Source organism: Psychrobacter sp. TWR1-1-1, from assembly GCF_049895865.1.
Taxonomy (GTDB): domain Bacteria; phylum Pseudomonadota; class Gammaproteobacteria; order Pseudomonadales; family Moraxellaceae; genus Psychrobacter; species Psychrobacter immobilis_A.
The window spans coordinates 240841-262773 of record NZ_JAFCTE010000003.1 but is presented as its reverse complement, the minus strand read 5'-3'; the positions used below and the strand labels follow the sequence as shown (position 1 = coordinate 262773).

16 protein-coding genes and 1 pseudogene are annotated in these 21933 nt (G+C 44.0%); 8 read left to right on the top strand and 9 right to left on the bottom strand.

The window, feature by feature from the left end:
- Window positions 1-403: 403 nt before the first annotated feature.
- Both gyrB and ACP69U_RS04895 read left to right on the top strand, forming a co-directional pair.
- Window positions 404-3016, top strand: coding sequence for a DNA topoisomerase (ATP-hydrolyzing) subunit B (gene gyrB / locus ACP69U_RS04900; RefSeq protein WP_426137981.1), 2613 nt, complete (start codon window positions 404-406; stop codon window positions 3014-3016).
- A 153-nt stretch (window positions 3017-3169) separates the two neighbouring features.
- Window positions 3170-3751 (top strand): manganese efflux pump MntP family protein, encoded by a 582-nt coding sequence (locus ACP69U_RS04895; RefSeq protein WP_087814940.1) that lies wholly within the window; start codon window positions 3170-3172, stop codon window positions 3749-3751.
- A gap of 123 nt (window positions 3752-3874) precedes the next feature.
- On the opposite strand, the gene rlmF is transcribed toward ACP69U_RS04895, so the two are convergent.
- Window positions 3875-4912: a 23S rRNA (adenine(1618)-N(6))-methyltransferase RlmF gene (gene rlmF / locus ACP69U_RS04890; protein ID WP_426137980.1), complete on the bottom strand. Its 1038-nt coding sequence runs from the start codon at window positions 4910-4912 to the stop codon at window positions 3875-3877.
- A gap of 65 nt (window positions 4913-4977) precedes the next feature.
- Complete coding sequence (locus ACP69U_RS04885; protein ID WP_426137979.1) at window positions 4978-5655, bottom strand: LysE family translocator; 678 nt, start codon at window positions 5653-5655, stop codon at window positions 4978-4980.
- 214 nt (window positions 5656-5869) lie between these two features.
- Here ACP69U_RS04885 and ACP69U_RS04880 point away from each other — a divergent pair.
- A pseudogene (locus ACP69U_RS04880) lies at window positions 5870-6565 on the top strand (crotonase/enoyl-CoA hydratase family protein); the annotation flags it as partial.
- A 146-nt stretch (window positions 6566-6711) separates the two neighbouring features.
- On the opposite strand, the gene ACP69U_RS04875 reads toward ACP69U_RS04880, so the two are convergent.
- The gene (locus ACP69U_RS04875) at window positions 6712-7539 is read right to left on the bottom strand and encodes a hypothetical protein (RefSeq protein ID WP_426137978.1); all 828 of its coding nucleotides are present in this window, start codon (window positions 7537-7539) and stop codon (window positions 6712-6714) included.
- A 248-nt stretch (window positions 7540-7787) separates the two neighbouring features.
- Here ACP69U_RS04875 and ACP69U_RS04870 point away from each other — a divergent pair, with 248 nt between their 5' ends.
- A complete protein-coding gene (locus ACP69U_RS04870) occupies window positions 7788-8954 on the top strand; it encodes a MalY/PatB family protein (protein WP_426137977.1) in 1167 nt (388 codons plus the stop codon).
- 2 nt (window positions 8955-8956) lie between these two features.
- Here the strand turns inward: ACP69U_RS04870 and ACP69U_RS04865 are convergent, their stop codons facing one another.
- The 3 genes from ACP69U_RS04865 to ACP69U_RS04855 form a co-directional block, all read right to left on the bottom strand.
- Window positions 8957-10525, bottom strand: a complete 1569-nt coding sequence (locus ACP69U_RS04865; RefSeq protein WP_426137976.1) for an FGGY-family carbohydrate kinase — start codon at window positions 10523-10525, stop codon at window positions 8957-8959.
- 45 nt (window positions 10526-10570) lie between these two features.
- Complete coding sequence (locus ACP69U_RS04860) at window positions 10571-12247, bottom strand: glycerol-3-phosphate dehydrogenase/oxidase (protein WP_426137975.1); 1677 nt, start codon at window positions 12245-12247, stop codon at window positions 10571-10573.
- A gap of 80 nt (window positions 12248-12327) precedes the next feature.
- Window positions 12328-14076 carry an FAD-binding oxidoreductase gene (locus ACP69U_RS04855; RefSeq protein WP_426137974.1) on the bottom strand — a complete coding sequence of 583 codons (1749 nt, stop codon included), beginning with the start codon at window positions 14074-14076 and terminating at the stop codon, window positions 12328-12330.
- A 615-nt stretch (window positions 14077-14691) separates the two neighbouring features.
- On the opposite strand from ACP69U_RS04855, the gene guaA reads away from it, so the two are divergent.
- From guaA to ACP69U_RS04835, 4 genes are all read left to right on the top strand, one after another.
- Window positions 14692-16287, top strand: a complete 1596-nt coding sequence (gene guaA, locus ACP69U_RS04850; RefSeq protein WP_426137973.1) for a glutamine-hydrolyzing GMP synthase — start codon at window positions 14692-14694, stop codon at window positions 16285-16287.
- Window positions 16288-16658: 371 nt separating this feature from the next.
- Window positions 16659-17357 (top strand): zinc ribbon domain-containing protein, encoded by a 699-nt coding sequence (locus tag ACP69U_RS04845; RefSeq protein ID WP_404644415.1) that lies wholly within the window; start codon window positions 16659-16661, stop codon window positions 17355-17357.
- A gap of 45 nt (window positions 17358-17402) precedes the next feature.
- A complete protein-coding gene (locus tag ACP69U_RS04840; protein ID WP_426137972.1) occupies window positions 17403-18215 on the top strand; it encodes a hypothetical protein in 813 nt (270 codons plus the stop codon).
- A 17-nt stretch (window positions 18216-18232) separates the two neighbouring features.
- Window positions 18233-18352: a hypothetical protein gene (locus ACP69U_RS04835; RefSeq protein WP_426137971.1), complete on the top strand. Its 120-nt coding sequence runs from the start codon at window positions 18233-18235 to the stop codon at window positions 18350-18352.
- 659 nt (window positions 18353-19011) lie between these two features.
- On the opposite strand, the gene ACP69U_RS04830 is transcribed toward ACP69U_RS04835, so the two are convergent.
- From ACP69U_RS04830 to ACP69U_RS04820, 3 genes are all read right to left on the bottom strand, one after another.
- Entirely contained in the window at window positions 19012-19740 is a 729-nt protein-coding gene (locus ACP69U_RS04830; protein WP_426137970.1) for a hypothetical protein, read from the bottom strand.
- A 109-nt stretch (window positions 19741-19849) separates the two neighbouring features.
- On the bottom strand, window positions 19850-20854 hold the full coding sequence (locus ACP69U_RS04825) for a YhdH/YhfP family quinone oxidoreductase (RefSeq protein ID WP_426137969.1): 1005 nt from the start codon (window positions 20852-20854) through the stop codon (window positions 19850-19852).
- 88 nt (window positions 20855-20942) lie between these two features.
- Window positions 20943-21920, bottom strand: a complete 978-nt coding sequence (locus ACP69U_RS04820; protein ID WP_426137968.1) for a zinc-binding dehydrogenase — start codon at window positions 21918-21920, stop codon at window positions 20943-20945.
- Window positions 21921-21933: the final 13 nt, after the last annotated feature.

Here is a 21933-nt window from a genome sequence, read left to right as displayed (position 1 = left end):
TTATAGGCATAAAACGCTCAGTAAACAGTGACTTAGAGGCAAAAAAATGCTAAAATAGGGCTTTATTTTTGTCCTGTTCTCAGCAAGTTGTTTGATGGCGTTATATAGGTGTTTTCCAATGCCTGTAAATTTCTAAGTATTTGATAAATAGATGTTTTATTTGCTATCTTGGTTTTTATAATGTTTAAAAAAAGAAGCCGATGTTAGAGAAAAAAAGCGCGGACTTGAAACTCTTTTTAAGTCGCTATCAACACTCAAGAATTTTCAGCTAATCGTGTTTTAGCTGGTAATGCTTATCAAAGGTTTTGACTATAAAAATTAAGTCTAAAATAACGTTATGAGGCGTCATCGTAGTGGTGCGCTAATAACAAACGGCTGATTATGGCTAGATTAAGGAATGCACATGAGTGATTCATTACCTACCGACCACGAGCAACTGACGTCAGACAGCATTGCTGAAACTACGGCACCAGCGGTGGTTCCTGAAAGTTTACCTTCTGATTATAGCTCCAAAGATATTCGTGTATTGCGCGGGTTAGAAGCGGTACGCGTACGCCCTGGTATGTACATCGGTGATACGGATGATGGTACAGGCTTACATCATATGGTCTTTGAGGTGGTGGATAACTCTATCGATGAGGCTCTGGCGGGTCATTGTGATCAAATCGATATCATTATCCACGAAGACGAATCTGTGAGCGTCATGGATAACGGTCGTGGCGTGCCTGTCGATATCCATCCAGAAGAGGGTGTATCTGCGGCGCAGGTCATTATGACTGTCTTGCATGCAGGCGGTAAGTTCGATGATAACAGCTATAAAGTATCAGGCGGCTTACATGGTGTTGGTGTCTCGGTCGTTAACGCCCTATCGAAAAAGCTTGAAATGAATATCTGGCGTGAAGGCTATCACTATCATCAAACCTATACTGATGGGGTGCCTGATGCGGACATTCAGCAAATGGAGCCAACCGACAAAACCGGTACACAAATTCGCTTTTATCCAAGTAGCGATGTGTTTACTGGCACCATCTTTGAGTACGATATCTTAGCGAAGCGTTTGCGTGAGCTATCATTTTTGAACTCGGGCGTACGCATTGTTTTAACGGATGAGCGTATTGATAAGCGTCATGAGTTTGAACACAAAGGCGGCTTGTCAGAATTTGTCAGCTACATTAATGCCGGTAAAGATGGCATCAATGAAGTCTTTCATTTTGTGAGTGAGCAAGATGACGGTATCAGCGTCGAAGTGGCGTTACAGTGGACAGATACTTATAACGAAAAAGTATTTTGTTTCACTAACAATATTCCCCAAAGGGATGGTGGTACGCATCTATCTGGCTTTCGTTCAGCGTTGACGCGTTGTTTGAATACCTATATGGATCGCGAGAATCTCTTTAAAAAAGAGAAGGTCGTTGCTACTGGTGATGATGCGCGTGAAGGTCTAACTGCTATCGTATCCGTTAAAGTTCCAGATCCTAAGTTTTCGAGTCAAACCAAAGATAAACTGGTATCAAGTGAAGTGAAATCTGCTGTCGAATCAGCAATGCATGATAAGTTTAATGATTATCTGCAAGAGAATCCAAGCGCTGGTAAGGCTATTGCTGGCAAAATCATTGATGCCGCTCGTGCTCGTGATGCCGCTCGTAAAGCCCGTGAGATGACGCGTCGCAAGACCACGTTAGATATCGCTGGTCTGCCCGGTAAGTTGGCAGATTGCCAAGAAAAAGATCCAGCATTGTCAGAACTGTACATTGTGGAGGGTGACTCTGCAGGTGGTTCAGCAAAACAAGGTCGTAGCCGCAAAACCCAAGCGATCTTGCCACTGAAAGGTAAAATCCTAAACGTAGAGCGCGCACGTTTTGACAAAATGCTGTCTTCTGCTGAGGTTGGTAACCTCATCACTGCGCTTGGTTGTGGCATTGGTCCAGACGAATATAATCCGGATAAAGTACGTTATCATAAAATCATCATCATGACCGATGCGGACGTTGATGGATCACATATTCGTACCCTGTTGCTGACTTTCTTCTTCCGTCAAACGCCTGAGTTGATCGAACGTGGTTATATTTATATCGCCCAACCACCGCTTTATAAAGTGAAAAAAGGTCGTCAAGAGCTGTATCTAAAAGACGACGAAGCACTTAAAGCGTATTTATTATCATCAACGATTGATAATACTAAGCTGCATATCAGTGCCGATGCTCCTGCTATTACGGGGCAAGCGCTAGAAACGCTACTAAATGACTATAACCAAACGCAGCTGATAAAGGCACGTTTGCAGATTCGTTTCCCAGCGGTGTTATTGGATGCGCTGACGCATACGCCGAAGCTTAGCACTGATATGACTTATGATTTGCCTGCGATGCAAGCTTGGAAAGAGGCAATGCAAGCCCAGCTTGAGCACTTCGGTAGTGATTTGAGTCCGGAGATTGAACTGGTCAATATCCATGCGCCGCAGCCTAAAAATATGGATGCTGCTGCTGATTTATTGGGTATGAAGCCTGTCATTGAAGTTGAAGGCGGGGAAAATGTTGACGCTGAAGCTCCAGTAGCAAAAGCACAGTGGCTACCGCGTATTACGGTGTATGTGCACCAGTTAGCCCATCATTATCTGCTAGATGCTAGCTTTATCAATTCCGGCGAGTACAGCAAGTTGCTGCGTCTGTCTGCTGAATGGAATACCTTGCTTGCAGAGGATGCCTTTATCCGCCGTGAAGCAACGACTGGTACGACCAAAGACATTCCTGTACGCGACTTTGATTATCTCTGGCAGCAGATGATGCTTGATGCGCGTCGTGGTCTAGCAATTCAGCGCTATAAAGGGCTGGGTGAAATGAACGCAGATCAGCTCTGGGATACTACGATGGATCCTGAAAACCGTCGTATGCTACGCGTGACGATTGAAGATGCGATTGCGGCGGATCATATGTTTACCTGCTTGATGGGTGATCATGTTGAACCGCGTCGTATTTTCATTGAAGAGAACGCATTGACGGTGTCTAATTTAGACATCTAGGTTGGGCATCTAAGTTGAACATAAAGAGTTGCGAAATCATTGTTAATTAATTAAAAAACCACCGCTTTGGCAATCAAGGCGGTGGTTTTTTAATGTTAGAATTGTTTCACGTGAAACTTAATTTACAAATTGCTTTAGATAATGGATATAGAAATGATTGAAGTTTTTTTACTTGCGATAGCCTTGGCGATGGATGCATTTGCGGTATCAATTGGGCTAGGGGCTAAATCGCAAAAGCAATCATCTGCTTATGTGCTTCGTTTAGCCATTTATGCAGCGCTGTATTTTGGTATTGCGCAAGGCGTGATGCCGCTGATAGGTTATCTATTGGGTGCAGTATTATTAGGCTGGTTAGCGACTGCTGCACCGTGGATTGGTGGTGGGATTCTTATTGTGCTTGGCGCTAAGATGTTATATGAAGCGTTTAATGGTGAGGTTGAAGCGGTATTAGCAGGCAGTTTCGATGGAAACATACAAGAAGAAATCAATCATCGTATGATGTTTACATTGGCTATCGCAACCAGTATTGATGCAATGGCAGCAGGCTTTACTTTGAATTTACAAGCAATTAATGCGTGGCTAGCGTGCTTCATTATCGCTATTATCACCGCTGGATTTGGCTTTTTCGGTATCTATTTAGGTAAGTCTTCTGGAACTTGGCTTGAGGATAAAGCTGAGATACTTGGTGGATTAGTATTGATAGCCATTGGTATAAAAGTGATGTTTATTCGTTAATAAGCATCATTATTTGAATTGATTCTCTACAATAAAAAGCACCCTTTTGATGATCAAAGGGGTGCTTTTTTAATAAAGACTTTGTTTCACGTGAAACTATGACTATTTTATATTAACTACTATCTATTCTTCGTCAGTATCAAAACGCCATGCGAGTATACGTGTGCTTTTTTGACCTTGGCTCATCTCAATGATGCGCATTTGAGCAACACCAAGTTGTTTTAATAATAGCTGTAAAGGCTTCACGTTTTCTGACTTTGAGACTAAACTTGTGAACCAGCCAACATGCTCAGCGAAATCTTGACTCTCTTTTGCCATCTTGGTTAAAAAGGCAATCTCACCACCCTCAGACCATAGCTCTTTATGCTGACCACCAAAGTTTAGGTTTTGCGCGGCATTGCCAGACTTGGTTGAGCTGCGGCTGATTTGTGCGTTCTCATTCTTACCGCGATGTCGTTGCAAATTATGCTGCTTACGGCTATTGGCTTCCATCGCTTCTTCTAATGAGGCATGGAATGGCGGGTTGCAAACCACCACATCAAAGTAATCTTGGCGACCGATGATATTTTTAAAAATAAATTTAGGTTCGGTCTGTAGTTTGACTTTAACGGCACTTTTTAGCTTTGGATTGGTTTCACAAATCAGCGCAGCCGTATTGACTGAAATAGGGTCAATGTCTGAAGCCGTAAAGCGCCAGCCATAGCTTTGGCTACCAACAATCGGATAAATAGCACTAGAACCAGTACCGATATCGAGGGCGTGGATTTCTTTACCAGTCGGTGGCGTATTGTCTTTATTCACATGCGTCGTTTGCGCAAGTAAATCGGCAATATAGTGAATATAATCGGCACGTCCCGGAATCGGTGGGCAGAGATAACCTTCCGGAATATCCCAAAATTTCACACCATAATAATTTGCTAGTAGTGCCTGATTAAGGACGCGCACGGCGGCGCTGTCTGAGAAGTTAATCGTCGACTCACCTTTGGGATTGGTAATGGTGTGTTTAGCAAGCTCAGGCAAAGCGCGAGTCAATACTTCAAAATCATAGCGACCTTGGTGCGGATTGCGCGGATGTAGCTGCCCGAGTTTTTTGGCAGTCTCAGGCGAGCGGTTTCGGTGATTGTTGGCGGTCGGGCGACGGTTCATAGGCTTACTGGTCATAGTATCGGGCTTTGATGTTTGAATATAATGCACCATTTTAGCAGATTTCACGAGTCACTAGCGTCTTATCGACTACGTAAAATCAGATTTAATCCCAATATTATCATCGCTGTACCCAATACGCGGTCGATCCAATGTTCAAAACGCTGAAAGCGACGATGAATGGCAGGAATAGACAGTAACATCACTACGGTACTAAACCATGCCATCTGCAAGACCATCATCCAGATACCATAAATAGCCAATTGCCACAGCGGTATATCGGGTGAGAGTACGAGAGTGAATATCGCCACGAAATATACTGGCGCTTTTGGATTAAACACATTACAAAAAAAGCCACGACGTAGGATGGAAGCTGTAGAGCTTGTATCTATGGATGCTTTTTTAATGGAAATGTCAGTATCTGAATCTATGACATCTGAATTTATAGCAACTGTTAAATCTGCTGGTTTTTTAGCTTTGGCTTGAATACCTTGCCAACCTAAATAAATAAGATAACTGCCGCCCAACCATTTAATAGCGGTCAGTAATGGCTGCGAATGGGCGATGAGCGTTGCCAGTCCTAGCACCGAATAGATAATGTGTACGGCAAGACCTAAGGTAATACCAAGACTACAAATCAAACCCGTGCGTCTACCTTTTGCCAAGGTTTGCTGTGAGACTAATACAAAATCAGGACCCGGGGAGGCGGCAGCGAGTAGATGGACGCTGGTGATAAGCAAAAAACCGTGCCAAAATTCCATAACGTGCTCTGATTCATTTCTTGAGTTGGATAATAGTTGCACATTACCGTAAATGAGGTCAACTGATATTGATGCTGCTTATATGATGCTGCTTATATGATGCTTGCGTTGTACCGAACGTATGTCTATATTAAAAGTAAGTTGCATGATTTTTAGCAGTATTAATTAGCCATAAGACAAACCATAAAACGATCGCTCTAATAAGGATAAAAATATGACTACGGAAAGTACTACTAGTACAGACACTCGCATTACCTATGACGTCCAAGATTACGTCTGCTTGATCGGGCTCAATCGCGCGGATAAACGCAATGCCTTTGATAGCCATATGATTAAGCAATTGTCTGAGGCACTCACTAATTATGAAAACGATGCCAATCTTCGCTGTGCGCTGATATTCGCTCACGGTGAGCACTTCACCGCAGGGCTTGATTTAATGGAGCTGCAAGATAAATGGGATAAAGGCGCATTTGAATTCGATGAAACCCAAATCGATCCGTGGGGAATTGGTGGCAAATTACGCAGTAAGCCAGTCGTCGTAGCAATACAAGGCACCTGCTTTACCGCTGGGATTGAGTTGATGCTCAATAGTGATGTCGTCATCGCAAGTGACAACTGCAACTTTGCGCAAATGGAAGTCCAGCGCGGCATCATGCCGTTTGGTGGGGCGACGGTTCGCTTCGTACAAGCAGCAGGTTGGCAAAAAGCCATGCCATATCTATTGACGGGTAAAAACTTTGATGCGCAAACGGCTGATAAGCTAAATCTCGTTAGTGAAGTGGTCGAAAATGGACAAGAATATGAGCGCGCGCTGACTATCGCCCAAGAAATTTGCAGCGCCGCACCACTTGGCGTACAAGGGCTGCTGTCATCGGCGCAAGATGCCAGCCGTAATGGCGCAAAATTGGCTCCAGCTTCATAATAACTTTGATAACCACGAAATCTAATGCAGTAATTCAAAACACCATCAAGCAAATTAACCATACCAACCAAAAAACCCCCGCCCTAGCGAGGTTCTTGAATTTATCTAGTACATCACTCTTGATAAATAAACGATTATTTAGCTTTTTGGTAGTAATCAATCATCATAGTGCCTAACGTGCCATTGTCATCGATAGTGACGATTCTGACCGTACCTGACTGTGCTGCGGTACTAGACTTCACTTGTCCAGCATTACCTAAGACGACTTGGTTGTTTTTAGCCGCCATTGCTCCGTTACCGATAGCGATGCTATTCATGCCGCCAGCCATAGATTTATTGCCTAACGCTACCGAGTTTGCACCTTGTGCGGCTGCCGCTTCACCAACTGCGGTAGAGCGTACACCACTAGCATCGGCTAGATGACCAAAGGCTTGCGCGCGTTCGGCAGTGGCTTTTGATTGCCAACCGATAGAGGTTGAGCCTAAACCTGCGGCATTGGCTTCCCCGCCAACAGCCGTTGCGGAGTTTAGACCTGCATTGGCTTTATTGCCGACAGCGACCGTATCGTTAGTACCACCAGCGGTTGCCGCTTCGCCGACTGCGGTAGAGCGAACACCGCTAGCATTGGCTAGATGACCAAAGGCTTGCGCGCGTTCGGCAGTGGCTTTTGATTGCCAACCGATAGAGGTCGAGCCTAGACCTGCGGCATTGGCTTGACCGCCGACAGCGGTTGCTGAGTTCAGACCTGCATTGGCCATATTACCGATAGCAACCGTGTCGTTAGTGCCGCTAGACATAGCACTATTGCCTAAAGTAATGGCAGTACTGTTCGTAGTGGTTTGGGTATTTGAAACTTGGGAGTTAGCACCTGTTGCCATAGCAGTGCATGCAGAAGTTGCGGCAATGGCGAGAGTAAGGGAACTGATTTTGAGTGCTAATTTTGATAGGGAATCCATTTTCATCATGCTAAATCCTTTTAGACAAGCCATCTTGGCTTAGTAGGGGGTTTGGGTAACAGCTGATAGATCACAATCCTTGCAATGTCAGCGTACTCTGGCATGAATAACTTGATCATATGTAGAGTCCGCAACATTAATGTAACATTAATTTTTAACCATTATTCAAATAATGATAGCATTATATTTTCAAAGGTCATTTAAGCCGACGAATGAACAGTTATAATATAAAACTACCGTAAAGGAGAGCATCGGTGCTGTACAACTTTGATGAAATAATAGACAGACGTGATACGGGGTCGTTTAAATGGCATTATAGCGATGACACGATTCCGCTATGGGTCGCGGATATGGACTTTAAGACCGCCCAGCCTATTTTAGCGGCGATTGAGCAAGTGACTCAGCATGGCATATTGGGTTACACCGTGCCGACCGAGCCGTTGTATCAAGCGATTATCGACTGGCATGGCAGTCGTTATGGCTTATCGCTTGACACGCAGGATATTCTTTTCTCTCCAGGCGTGGTACCAAGTTTGGTGCTGATGATGAAAGTATTTACCGAGACAGGGAATGCGGTACTTATTAATGACCCGATTTATACGCCTTTTATGACCAAGGTTTTGGACAATAATCGTAAGCTGGTGACTTCTGCATTACAGGAGAATGAGGGGCGATACTATCTGGATTTAGCTGATATAGAAGCTAAAATTATCGAGCATAAAGTTAAGCTGTATTTGTTGTGTAATCCGCATAATCCGGGCGGACGTGTATGGACAGCGGATGAGCTTGAAGCGCTGCTTTTAATTTGTAAAAAGCACGATGTGGCAATTGTGAGTGATGAGATTCATCAAGATTTAACTTTGAGTGGGCATACATTTACACCTTTTTTAACTTTAGTAAAAGGCTATGAGCACAAAGTGGTTAGCCTGACATCAATGACCAAAACCTTTAATATTGCTGGTATCAAAGGCTCGATGATCTTTGCTAAAGACAGCGCATTACTGAGTAAAATTAACCAGCAGCAACGTTTAAGTGACGAGCATGAGCTAAATTTATTTGCTTATACGGCGATGCGTAGTGCTTATCAAGAAGGTGGTGAGTGGTTGGCGCAGGCGCTGACTTATATTGAAGCCAATATTGAATTAACCATTAGCTTTTTAGAAGAGCATTTACCCAAAATTAAAGTGATGCGTCCAGAAGCTTCGTATTTGATTTGGCTTGATTGCTCGGCATATGCGCAAGACGATCAAATGCTCTATGACGCGCTTAGAGAGGCCAAAGTTGAGCTTAGCGCAGGGATTAAGTACGGTGATGAAGGACATCTTAAAATGCGCCTTAATGTGGCGTGTCCTAGAGCGCTGCTGATAGAAGGGCTAAACCGTATGCATACTGCATTAAATAGCAATGATTTCAAACAGTAATATCATTTAGCAGGATACCCCGTAATATCTTGAATGCTTTGATATAAAGGCTTTAAGCGCTCATACATTTTGAGATAGACCTCATTATAAAGGCGTTTGTAGAGCTGAACATTGGCTTCAATGGGTAAGAACTCATCGCCTAAATGCACCATCTCCTTAGTTGCGGTTAAATTGTCAGGATAGACGCCAAGCCCCACTGCACAGTTAATGGCAGCGCCTAAGCCTGAAGCTTCATAAGTATGCGGTCGATAAGCGGGCATACCGAAGATATCAGCCGTCAGCTGCATGGCTGAGTCACTTTGAGAGCCGCCACCAGAAACACGCAAGTGTTTGATAGTTTTGCCTGTGCGTTTTTCAATAGTATCGAAGCCTAGTTTTAGCTCGTAAGCGAGTCCTTCTAATATAGCTCGATAAACATGCGCTCGCGTGTGTACATCACCAAAGCCAATGAGCGCGCCTTTACCCTCAAGACCCGGATGACGAACACCGGGCGACCAGTATGGCTGCATCATTAATCCCATACAGCCTGCTGGAATGTCTTTGACCGCTTGATCGAGGAGCTTTTCGGTATCGATACCCTGAGTTTTCGCCAGTTGCTCTTCATAGTGGGCAAACTGCTCTTTAAACCAACTGACCATCCAAAAACCACGATAAATCATATACTCGTGATTGTAGTAATTGGGCGCGGCAGCGGTATAGGCGGGCATGTGCTTGAGGATTTCGACATAATTTGTTGAGGTGGTATTAATAGTCGCAGTAGTGCCAAAGCTTAAACAGGCGGTGTCTGCTGCGAGACCCGCTGCGCCTAGTGCTTCGCAGGCTTTGTCACTAGCGGCAGCAATCATCGGCGTGCCCTCTAAAATCCCCGTGGCTTTAGCCGCCTTGGCGCTGATGTAACCTAGCGATTGACCCGGAGGGACGATTTTGGGCATTTGCTCTGGTGTACAACTAAATAAGCGCCATTTTAAATCTTTCGGTTTTAGCCACGTTTGCGCTTTATAGTCATAAGGCAAATAGCCAACCGAATGACCTGTCGAATCGGCGAGTTCGCCGGTGAGTTGGTAGGTGAGGTATGCGGAGAGATTGACATAGTGTGCAGTCTTTTTCCAAATCTCAGGCTCATTTTGTGCAAGCCAATTACAGCGGGCTTTTTGCTGCGCCTCATTCACTAACTCACCCATACCTATGGCTTTAGTGAGTGGACCGAGAAAGCCTATGTCATTGGTTTCGCCGCGACGCAAATCCATCCAGACGATAGCTGGGCGTAACGGTTGTTTATCCTTGTCCAAACATATCATGGTATAGCGCTGGGTGGCGAGGCTGACACCGGCAATTTGCTCGGGCGTAATATCGCAGCTTTGCCATAACTGCTGACAGGCTTCGCTTAATTTTTGCCAATAGTAGTCGGCATGCTGCTCAGCAAAATTAGGCTGCGTTGAAAAATATGGCTCGATAATGACGCGGGCTTTGGCAATCTCGCTACCGAATTGATCGAAGATAAGCGCTCTGACGCTTTGGGTGCCGTTGTCGATAGCTAAGAAATAAATAGGGGCATCAAAGTGGTTGGTCATAGTCATCCTTAACTATGTAGTGATAAGCAATAATAAAAATAAGCTTTAAGCCGCAGGCAGATGATAGTAGCGTTGCCATAATTGTGTATAACGGTCAACTTCTCGCTGCCATTTTTGCTCATCCCAGCCCAGCTCTTGCTGACATATTTGTTTGAGCCTATCGCTAATCAACGGCGTCATTGCGCCATGTGGCAGTATCAATCCTAGGCGCGTGCGTCGCAGTAACAAATCGTCCAAGTGAATGACCTGCTCACAGCGAGCAGCAAAGCGAATCTCCGCCCAGATAGTATTGCTATCGGTCACATAAGCCAAATCATCATCATGTGCTAACTCTAATAATGCATCAAGCTGTAGACCGTAAAACCCTTGCAAGCGTTGTTGCAATAGTGGTGTTAGGGTTGAAAATTTGGGATTGGTTGGCGGTTGATTGCTAAAGACTTGGCTGCTATATGAGACATTATTTTGAGTAGCCGACTCATCAAGTTCGAGCACCTTTTGACAAACTTTCAGTACATCAAGGGCGATTAGGCGAAAGGTGGTTAGCTTGCCACCACTGACGGTCACTAAATTATTATCCAACCAGACGCTATGGTCGCGTCTTTCTTTACTCGGGCTGACGCGCTTACCATCACCGCCGTCAGAAATTAGTGGACGCACGCCTGCCCAGGTACTGATCACATCTTCTCGGTTGAGATTAGCATCATCAAAGAGATTATTGGTCGCTGCCAATAGATAATCCACCTCTTCATTAGTGATACCGACTTCATTATCATCCAAGGGTGGATGGTCCAAATCGGTGGTACCAAGGACTGTGCGGTTTTCCCAAGGGAAAACAAAGACGGCTCTTTTGTCGACAGGATGCAAAAAGGTATAGGCTTGATTGAGCGGTAGGCGCTCTTGACTGACCACCAAATGACTGCCACGTGACGGACGAATTTGTTTATGAAATCTTTGTTCTGTTTGTTTGCTTGCCTGCATCCTTAGAGTATCCGCCCAAGCACCCGTCGCGCTGACCACCACTTTGGCATGAATATCGTAGGTATGACCGTTGTCTTCGGATGCGGTATCTTTTATGGTAGCACCAACCACCAAGCCTTGCTCATTAGTAATCAATGATTCGGCTTTAAGGTAGTTAATCGCCTGCGCACCGTCATTAATTGCCTCATTAAGTACGCGCATCACAAGGCGTGAGTCATCGGTCACTGCATCACTAAATTGACTGGCGCCCAAAAACTTATCTTGCTTGATGTGCGGATTAAGCTGTAAAAAAGCGTCTTTTTTAAAGTATTTAGAGTAGCGCTTGCCCGCGAGCCCATCGTAGACACGTAGCAAGGTATTGAATATCCATGGCGGTGGAAACTTGCCTTTATAATGCGGCATGACGTAATGCATCTCGTTGACGAGACCACTTGCTTCGCTTAGCATGCGCTCGCGCTCACGGACGCTCAGCAAAGTGGTTTTATAGTCACCTGAGGCAATGTAGCGCAGCCCGCCATGTACCATTTTGCTAGAGCGGCTGGACGTGCCCCACGCAAAGTCTTTTTGCTCCATGAGTAACACCGCTAAGCCGCGCCTTGCTGCCTCGCGAGCAATCCCAGCACCAGTAATACCGCCACCGATGATGAGTATATCCCATGGTACTACTTGAGACGAGCGACGAGATAAAGGCGCTAATGCTTGCTGGCGTTGTTGGTATTGATCATGCTGATTGGCTTGGTTCATAAATCATCCGTCGTAATTTACACTCAAATTAATCAGTGACTCAGTATTGCTAAGTCATCTGGTCAGACTGTAGCTACCTTTTAATCTTCGATTAAAACGCCTGGGTTCATACGCTGTTCAGGGTCTAGGCTTTTCAGCATATCATGGGTTACTTGAATACCGAGCTTACCTTTTTCGGCAGCAAGGTACGGGGCATGATCGCGACCAACACCATGCTGATGCGATATCGTCGCTGTGCCATTGGCTAAACTTGAACTGGCGGCATGTTTGATTTTTTGCCAGCGGCTTAAGGTACTAGCGTGGTCTTGTGCTGCTCTAAAGAAGTAGGTGGTATAAAGACTGGCACCTTGTTTATAGACATGCGAGATATGAGTAAAGGCCATGACGTTTTCGCCTTCCTCTGCCAGAGCGTTTTTCACCGCTTCTTGCATCTGCTGCATCTGCTCGTCGATATGATTCCAGTTGGTTGCGGTCTCAAAGGTATCGACCATGATGCCTTTTTCCCATAAAGTGCCACGTAGATATGGAAATTTAAAACGCCCGTGCGCCCACACACTACCCATGATATCGGTTATTTTACCCGTGACACTACCGTGCTGCTTTAATAGCTTATTAAACTGCGTCAGTGCCAATTTATTCTGTGCTTTATCCCCTGAGACGCCATAAGTGAGCATGACTTTTTTTGAGCTGAGACCGCGCGCTTTTAGATAAGTGCTGATGGCTAGAAATTGACTAGGGGTTGTACCCAGATGCAAGTGCGCGTCGGTCTCAACCGCATTACTCAGGCGCAGCATAGATAAGCGAATATTTTTTTGCACGGCTTGTCTAAGCACTTCTTTACCCGCTTCCCAGTTAGGCATAAATGCGACTTTAAACAGCTCCTCTTCAGGTTGTTGTTGCACACGCATTTTAACTTCGGTAAAAATACCAGCGCGACCTTCAGTGCCCATCATCATCTCGCGCAGGTCAGGCCCTGCCGCTGACGCTGGAATATCAGCAATATTGAGTACCCCTTGCGGCGTCACCAACGTACCACCGGCAAACATCTGCTCGATGCGCCCGTAGCCTAACGACTGCTGACCACTAGAGCGCGCTGCAATCCAGCCGCCCAGTGTCGATAGCTCCCAAGACTGAGGATAATGTCCCAAGCGGTGGCCGTGTGCGTCCAGTTGTGCTTCGACTGCTGGCCCTTGTGTACCTGCGCCAAAAGTAGCAATTTGGCTATCATTGTCTAAGTCAATCAGCTGATCCATCTTGCTCATGGCGATGGTCAATACAGGGCGTGAGCCTTTTTGCGGGTTAATATGACCCGCTACTGAAGTGCCGCCACCGAAAGGAATGACGATAAGATCATGCTCGCCCGCTAGCTTTAATAAGGTTTCGACATCAGCGGTCGATGCAGGAAAAGCGACCCCATCAGGAAAGACTTCAAAGTCGCCACCGTGCATCGCTATCCAGTCTGGAAAGCTTTGGCCACGAGCATGTCTAAGTCTTACTTCGTTATCGATAGATACGGTATCAAGCTCAGTCATAGCAATAGGTAATCGGGATTTGGGGACGGTTTTAAGTACTTGCTGTAAGCTCACTGATGATAGTTTTCTGGTTTTACCAATGTGCGATTTGATCAGTTTCGCCCCGTGCGCTGAGACTTTTTTATTAATATTGATATTGCCCCAGCCATTCCAGCGCGTTTGCTCGATTGGGGTATTTACCGTATGACCCTTTGAGGCAGCATCTATATTGGTATTTTGGTTATCAGAATTGACTGAAATAGCTTTAGACGGGTCAGATTTAGGGCGTTTTCGGATAAGGGCTTTGATTTTGCTCATAGGGACATACCTGTCAATTTATTATGATTATCTGTGACTATAATAAGTAACTGTTTTCTGTACATTAGTCAACAACGATTGGTGTGCTGTTCCGACTTGCTAATTCTTTATTCTCCACCAAAACCATCAGTCTATGCGCTAAGTAGTGCCAAATAACACCAATAAAATCTAACATATAAAAATACCAATGCGGTGAGACTAAGCTTGCGAAGATTTTAGATGAAGTCCATGTGTTGCCGAATAATATGCGGTAATCATAGGCGATACTGATACAAGCTTCTCTGTAGAATGCTAGGTAAAAAAGTATAATGGCTGCTTTGTAATAACACTTATTTGTAATAATGCTTGAACCAGAATTTAGGCGTTGCCTATAAAAGCATTAGGTCAATTAATCGCGTTTTTATTCTGTTGATTACTCTACAGTGCCTTATCATCGCTACCTAGATGTGGAAAAATATAGAAGAAATGCATTCATTGATGAAATAAAGTAGAGGTTTATACTGATGAGCTATAGATTTATATACCAGTTAGCAGATTAGCGTATTTTTATAACCAATAGACTGCTCAAACTTGTTAAAATAGCGCACCAATTTATTTATTGATGGACACTACGTTATGACAACTGCTGCCAACGTTCCTACTATTAAAGAAGATCGCATCTTAATTCTCGATTTTGGCTCACAGTACAGCCAGCTTATCGCCCGCCGTGTCCGTGATTCTGGGGTGTTTTGTGAGATGTTCCCTTATGATATCGACACTCAGCGCATTATCGATTTTGGCGCAAAAGGCGTTATCTTATCTGGCGGTCCTGAGAGCGTGCACGCTGATGACAGCCCACGCATCAATGATGCCGTATTTGATCTAGGCGTACCCGTATTGGGTATCTGCTATGGTATGCAAGCGATGGCAGAGCGCTTCGGTGGTAAAGTTCATGCCAGTGATATCCATGAATTTGGCGCAGCAACCATCAATATCGATGGCAAATCAACGCTGACTGATGGTATCGAAGACGCAGCAGCGAAGCTAAATGTGTGGATGAGTCATGGCGATAAAGTGGTCGACGCGCCACAAGGTTTCGATATCGTCGCTAGTACGCCAAGCTGTCCGATTGCGATTATGGCTGATGATTCGCGCCATTATTATGGTTTGCAGTTCCATCCTGAAGTCACACATACCGCGCAAGGTTCTGCATTGCTAGGACGTTTCGTCCATGAAATCTGTGGCTGCGCGGGTAGCTGGACGCCTGACAACATCATCGATATGCGTATCGAACAGCTGAAAAAGCAAATCGGTGATAAGCAAGTATTGCTCGGTCTTTCAGGTGGTGTGGACAGTTCAGTCGTCGCAGCATTATTGCATAAAGCCATTGGCGATCAATTAACGTGTGTGTTTGTCGATACTGGTCTTTTGCGTCTGTACGAAGGCGACCAAGTGATGCAAATCTTCGCTGAAAACATGGGCGTAAAAGTGATTCGTGTTGATGCTGAAGAGTTATTCTTGACGGCATTGGCTGGCGAGTCTGATCCTGAAGCCAAGCGCAAAATCATCGGTAAAACCTTTATCGATGTATTCGCTAATAGTGCTCGTGAAGTCAGTGAGCAAAGCGATGGTAAAGTCATCGAATTCTTGGCGCAAGGTACGATTTATCCAGACGTGATTGAATCCGCTAAGTCGCATCAAGGTAAAGCGCACGTCATTAAGAGTCACCATAATGTAGGTGGTTTGCCCGATGATTTGGCATTTGAGTTGGTTGAGCCGTTACGTGATTTGTTCAAAGATGAAGTGCGTAAATTAGGTATTACCTTGGGTCTACCTGCGAAAATGATTAACCGTCATCCGTTCCCAGGACCGGGTTTGGGCGTGCGTATCCTTGGTGAAGTGACCAAAGAATTCGCTGATATCTTGCGTTCTGCTGATGCTATCTTTATGGAAGAGCTTGAGCGTTCAGGCTGGTATGAGAAGACTGCGCAAGCATTTGCGGTATTCCAACCAATCAAATCAGTCGGCGTGGTCGGTGATGGTCGCCGCTATGCGTGGGTAATCGCGCTACGTGCTGTTGAAACCGTAGACTTTATGACTGCGCGCTTTGCGCATCTGCCTTATGATTTGATCGAGACGGTATCGAACCGCATTATGAATGAAATCGCTGAAGTATCGCGCGTGACTTACGATGTGTCGAGCAAGCCACCAGCGACGATTGAGTGGGAATAAACTGTTTAAGTATTCTAAACGGTAACGGTGTTAACCTAGCTAGATGTACAAACACGTACTATCTGCGCTCGGTTGCCTTGTTACCATTTTAGACTACGTAAACTTATCTAAATAGCTTTTCAACTCATGTTTTATGAGTTGATATACGACTAATCGATAATTAGATTAGTTCAATATAGCGATAAAAAAGCACTCAACTTGGTTGGGTGCTTTTTTTTGGTTAAAAAAAACAGGCAACTAAGAATCCTCTAATTTTTCATTGAACATTTGTCTTTATTATCTATAATGTAGTCAACTTTAATTGGCTATTATTTATTAAAGTCGAGATAAGCCTATCAACCGTTCAGTATTTAGTAAAATTAAGGGATAAGATGTTTTGTAATAACTGTAATCAAGAAAATTCAAGCGAGGCAGGATTTTGTTCAAAATGTGGGCATCAGCTCTCTGACGTTCAAGTTCAAGCACAAACACAAACACCGCCACCATTAACGGCGGTTAATATTTCTAAAGATGCGCAAATCCCGAAAAATCAGTTGGCTTCTAGCTCTGAAAGTGCTGATGCTTTATTAGCGACTTTCGTCGGTGAAAAGTATGACAGTTTTTATCGTGACAAATGGTTTAAGGACAGCGAGCCACGCTTAGAGGTTAATAATGATGGCTCTAGTATACACAGTTTTAATTTGGCTGGACTTCTCCTGGGAACGTCTTGGTTGTGCTATCGTAAAATGTATCTAGTCGCTTTTTTTATTGTACTTGGCATTAATGCAGTTGATTTAGTCTTAATGCATCTGCTCGGTATGGAGGCGTATAGCTCTATAGGTCAAACCAGCTTTTTTGTCGCATGGGCAGTACTGACAGGACTTTTAGGTAATTATTTTTACTTTAGTCACAGCGTCAAAAATATAAAAAAAGTCATGAGTAATACAGCTGACCCAGCGACGGTCGAACAGGAGTTAGTGGCAAAGGGTGGTACGTCATGGGTTGGCGCCATCGTGGGTAGCATATTATCAGTATTGCTATCTATGGGTATGTCCTATTTGTTTGCGCCTGAGTGGTATTGGTTGGTGTAGTACGTCTAATAAATAAGGTTAATCTAAGGAGGCGAGACAAAAGTGATGGAACCATTAAAACAAGCATATGATTTGGAACTAACGGATAAGGATCATGGGCAAGGTTGGGCTTTTGGTCGCCCAGTCGGCATCACCACGGCTCAATGGCCGCGAAGCAGGATTAACGGTCTACCGATGGCGCACTTATGGACGATATTAGTGCCTGAAGCGTATCGCATAAAAGGGAAAGATCTCGTGGCAATATCGCTTTTTCAAGCGGATGATCATGTTGAAGATAGGGTAGAAGGTGTTGAAGATATGATTGCTAATCTCACTGAGGTAAATGATACAGACGCTGAGAATTTTTGGGCGTCACTGAGTCGCTATGCTAATCATCGTCACCCTCAAGAAATCTATCTTGAAGATATTATTGGTGGTGGCTGGACATTGATTTGGCTAACCAAGGAGGAGTTTGAAGGTGAAGCGACAGCACTGCCTAATAAAGAAGATAGTATATATCCAAATTATGAGATTGAAGAGTGGAGTAGCACTTGCTTTGCCAAAGATGAACCCGCTCAGTTTATTAAGCACGTTGTCCGAATAGATGATCCTAATGTCGGAAAAATGCTTGATGAGTGGCCAGATGAAGATGATGGAAATGCCTATATTCCGATGTTCTCTGAAAAAGGTGAGATGTTAAAGCTTGATAGGTTTCATGCAAAAAGTCATTTTGGTGGTACGGCCAATCCCATTCAAGCGATACCAGAATTTAGCCCTTTTTATATTGAGTTTGAAGAAACGCTTGGCGATGCCAATATGGGCGGTGGTAATGGGCAAATTGATTTGCTGAATAATGAGTTTGACTGGGCGTGTGGCTAGCTGTTGATAACGTAAAAATGGCTGCGTTTGAAAGTCATTTGCTCCATCTTTATCTACCTGCGAATACAATTGCTAAGATATCACGTGTGACTTATGATGTGTCGAGTAAGCCACCTACGACAATTGAGTGGGAATAATTATCCAATAAGACACTGCTTGTCATCATTAGAAAAGTTCACGTTATCGTGGGCTTTTTTATGTCTGTCATCTTTTCACTGATAGTTCATATAGATTGGTAAGTTGGGAATACTACCTAACTCTCTTATATCTAACTCACTGAATTAGGATGTTTAACGTAAATTTCTGAGATTAAGACTTACTCGACCAAATTGGCTAATAAGAAAAGGCAATTTCGGTACTATTGTATTGAAGAAAAGCCAGTACAATTAGTTCTGGCCTGCCATTAAAAGTAAAATTATTTCATCCTCACTTGGAGGATTTACTCGGCTTTACAGATGGAGTATTTCCTGGAGTGTTTTTATTGTCACGTCGACGTTGATCTGGCTTCCCAGTCGACTTAGCAATTGGTTTCGGTCCTGGCTTCAAGCTCATGATTTAATCCTTTAATTTAGCGAGGTTATTCCTCACCTATGAAATGTGGTCTTCATCAGTAAATTTCAATATACAATTAAGAAAATATTAAAAATCATAAGTAACGTTATTAGAGTTATCAATAATGTTAGTAACTAGGCAGCTACTGGCGGTTACGATGGAGTGGGAGCAAGATTCTAGATAATACTTAGTTTTAAATGATAAAAAAGCACTCAACTTGGTTCGGTGTTTTTTTATTTCACAGCTAACTTTCGACAGGGGACTTGCTCTGTATTAGACTAGTATATACAGGGGATAGACTATTGATTAAATCTGTTACCAACTTATCTATTGCTAGTAATACGTTTTCATATTGGTCAATAGACTCATCACTTACCATTTCTTTAATGTTGTCATATGACATTCGATCAGTGATCTCCTTTATTGAAATAGACTCCGTTTTAGCATTCTCTATGGTTTGTAAAACACATAAATTCTGATTAGAAAAACCAGCCTGATGAGCTACTTTATTTCTAGGTATTCTTAGCTCCTTTATTGTATCTTGCATGTCTTTTAAGACGGCAGCTGAAGGTGGATAGCTCTCTAGTAATTTTTTATTAATTTTTTGGTTACTACCCATTCTTTCTATCTGATCCTCTTCCATCCTAATAGTTGAACCAGCTAATTTATACGAGCGATCCACTACACTAGTTAATCTAAATAAGAAGTTTTCAATATGATGAGCATGATGCTCAGAAAAATTATATCCTGAATCTTCATATTTTTTTTTGCGCAAATAATCCATTGTGATCGACATATTTTTCAGAGCGTTATCAATTTCATAAACTCTTGAAAAAATATTTTGAGCATATATCTCGATAGCTGAAGCGCTATAGCTATTATTACCATTTGAAAAAGCAGCCATACCTTTGGAGAGAGAGTCGGTAACTAGTGGAAAAAATTGCTTTATATTAGGGTTCTCAGTATGGCTCATGATGTTCCTTAATTAAGTAAAAGATGAATAAGAGAAAGCTATAAATAAAAAGCAGTACCTCAAAAGAGATGCTGCCTTTTTTATAATGTTTGACTGCTAAGCTAAAAACCTAACCCCGCACATTCACCACATAACGCCCAACTACCTTACTCGACATAAAGCGATCCAAGTATTCTGGCGTTTGCTCAAGCGTAATCTCTTCACCATAGCTCCCTAGATTAGGTAGTTTCATATCGGTCGCGACACGCTGCCAAATGGCTTCTTTATCCGCCAGTGGAATATACACCGAGTCGATGCCCAATAATGACACCGCACGGGTGATAAAAGGTATCACCGACATCGAAAACTCAGCGCCGCTGGCTAAACCACAACTGGTCACTGCACCGCCAGATTTGGTTTGCTTTAGCAGGTTTGGTAAGTAGTCACCGCCAATGGTATCAATAGCATTTGCCCACAGCTCACGACCGATAGGCTTGTTACCGATTTCATTGATGGTATCGCGATGACGCACTTCGCTCGCGCCCAATGCTTTTAAATGCTCGCTTTGCTCTGGCTTACCTGAGAAGGCAATCACCTCGTAGCCGAGCTGTTTTAAGATAGCGATACTAATTGTACCCACGCCACCAGTTGCACCAGTGACAGCAACTAGACCATCGCTTGGTTTTGCGCCCATTTTTTCTAGCTTTTGCACACTGAGTGCTGCGGTTAAGCCACCTGTACCGTAAGTCATTGCTTCTTTTAACGTCAGCGTTTCTGGGCAGGGCAATGCCCAATCGGCAGGGATAGAGATCATCTGACCCAGACCGCCATCCGTATCCATGCCCAAATCATAGCCAAATACCAATACTTCTTGCCCTGCGGTAAACGTGCCTGATTTGTCGCTGACGACGACGCCTGCTGCATCGACACCGGGGGTATGCGGATATTGTCTGGTGATTCTTTTATTGCCTGATGCCGACATGGCATCTTTGAAGTTTAACGAGGAATAATGTACTTCTATCAGCAAGTCATTTTCTGGCAAGTCACTGATATTGCGTTCTTGAATACTTTTGCTAAAGGTGCCGTCGGTATTTTCTTCGACGACTAAGGCTTTAAAGGTTTTATTATTAGACATCATATTATTCCTAGTGATGTTTTTTAGTGTGTGTCTTTATTTACACGTACATCATTTGCAACTACATCGATGTATGTAAGACAGTCATTTATGCTTTTAACAACACCTTACCATTCTTACTTGCCTGCAATTTCCCATCGACGGCCTTGACGATATCTGCTAAATCAAACGTCGCTTCAACGGGCAGTTTTAAATTGCCGTTGTTAGCACGTTCGATTAGCTCATCAATCAAACGCTGTTTGTTTTCAACGCTCATTTCTTGACTGATTTTACTGCCCCAAAAGCCTTTAATCGTTGCTTGTTTAAAAATAATATGGATTGGATCTAGCACCATTGGTTTGCCTGACATGATGCCAAACGATGCCAATGTGCCACCGTGACCCAGTAACGCCAGCAGATCATTACTCGATTCACCACCGATAGAATCAACTGCGGCACTGATTTTCTCATCACCAAGGATGGCTTTTACTTGGTCTTTCCAGTCGTCATCTGAGGTGTTGATATTATGCTTGATACCCAGTGCTTCTAATTCCTTGATAGCATCGCCACTTCTCACGACATTAATGGTGTTAATACCACGCGCGGCGGCTAGCATGGCGAGCGATTTGCCGACCGCGCCATTGGCAGCATTATGGATCACCCACTGACCGCTTTTTAATGCTAAAAACTCAATCAGCATCAGCGCGCTGAGTGGCATCGCAATGAGCTGCGCCGCCATTTCGTCCTCTAAGCTATCAGACATGACAAATACCATGTCTTTTGAGGCGACAAAATACTCTGCCCATGTCGCTTGTACGCTCGCCGCTGCCACGCGCTGACCAACTTTTAAGTCTTTGATATCCTGACCTACGGCATCGATAATGCCGACCGCTTCGCTACCACCAATCGCTGGCAGCTCAGGTTTAAAGCCATATTGACCGCGAATGGTTAATAAATCATGGTTGTGGATAGAGGCGAGTACCATTTTGACTCGGACTTCATTGGCTTTTGGTTCAGGAATAGGCGTGTCACCTAAACTGAGAACGTCAGATGGTTTGCCGAAGGTACTATAAGTTGCGCTACGCATAATTATTTCCTTT

Bases quoted from the DNA above. Each gene is read 5' to 3' on its own strand.
- gyrB (WP_426137981.1), top strand. From the start codon at position 404: ATGAGTGATTCATTACCTACCGACCACGAGCAACTGACGTCAGACAGC.
- ACP69U_RS04895 (WP_087814940.1), top strand. From the start codon at position 3,170: ATGATTGAAGTTTTTTTACTTGCGATAGCCTTGGCGATGGATGCATTT.
- rlmF (WP_426137980.1), bottom strand. From the start codon at position 4,912: ATGACCAGTAAGCCTATGAACCGTCGCCCGACCGCCAACAATCACCGA.
- ACP69U_RS04885 (WP_426137979.1), bottom strand. From the start codon at position 5,655: ATGGAATTTTGGCACGGTTTTTTGCTTATCACCAGCGTCCATCTACTC.
- ACP69U_RS04875 (WP_426137978.1), bottom strand. From the start codon at position 7,539: ATGAAAATGGATTCCCTATCAAAATTAGCACTCAAAATCAGTTCCCTT.
- ACP69U_RS04865 (WP_426137976.1), bottom strand. From the start codon at position 10,525: ATGACCAACCACTTTGATGCCCCTATTTATTTCTTAGCTATCGACAAC.
- ACP69U_RS04860 (WP_426137975.1), bottom strand. From the start codon at position 12,247: ATGAACCAAGCCAATCAGCATGATCAATACCAACAACGCCAGCAAGCA.
- ACP69U_RS04855 (WP_426137974.1), bottom strand. From the start codon at position 14,076: ATGAGCAAAATCAAAGCCCTTATCCGAAAACGCCCTAAATCTGACCCG.
- guaA (WP_426137973.1), top strand. From the start codon at position 14,692: ATGACAACTGCTGCCAACGTTCCTACTATTAAAGAAGATCGCATCTTA.
- ACP69U_RS04845 (WP_404644415.1), top strand. From the start codon at position 16,659: ATGTTTTGTAATAACTGTAATCAAGAAAATTCAAGCGAGGCAGGATTT.
- ACP69U_RS04840 (WP_426137972.1), top strand. From the start codon at position 17,403: ATGGAACCATTAAAACAAGCATATGATTTGGAACTAACGGATAAGGAT.
- ACP69U_RS04835 (WP_426137971.1), top strand. From the start codon at position 18,233: ATGGCTGCGTTTGAAAGTCATTTGCTCCATCTTTATCTACCTGCGAAT.
- ACP69U_RS04830 (WP_426137970.1), bottom strand. From the start codon at position 19,740: ATGAGCCATACTGAGAACCCTAATATAAAGCAATTTTTTCCACTAGTT.
- ACP69U_RS04825 (WP_426137969.1), bottom strand. From the start codon at position 20,854: ATGTCTAATAATAAAACCTTTAAAGCCTTAGTCGTCGAAGAAAATACC.
- ACP69U_RS04820 (WP_426137968.1), bottom strand. From the start codon at position 21,920: ATGCGTAGCGCAACTTATAGTACCTTCGGCAAACCATCTGACGTTCTC.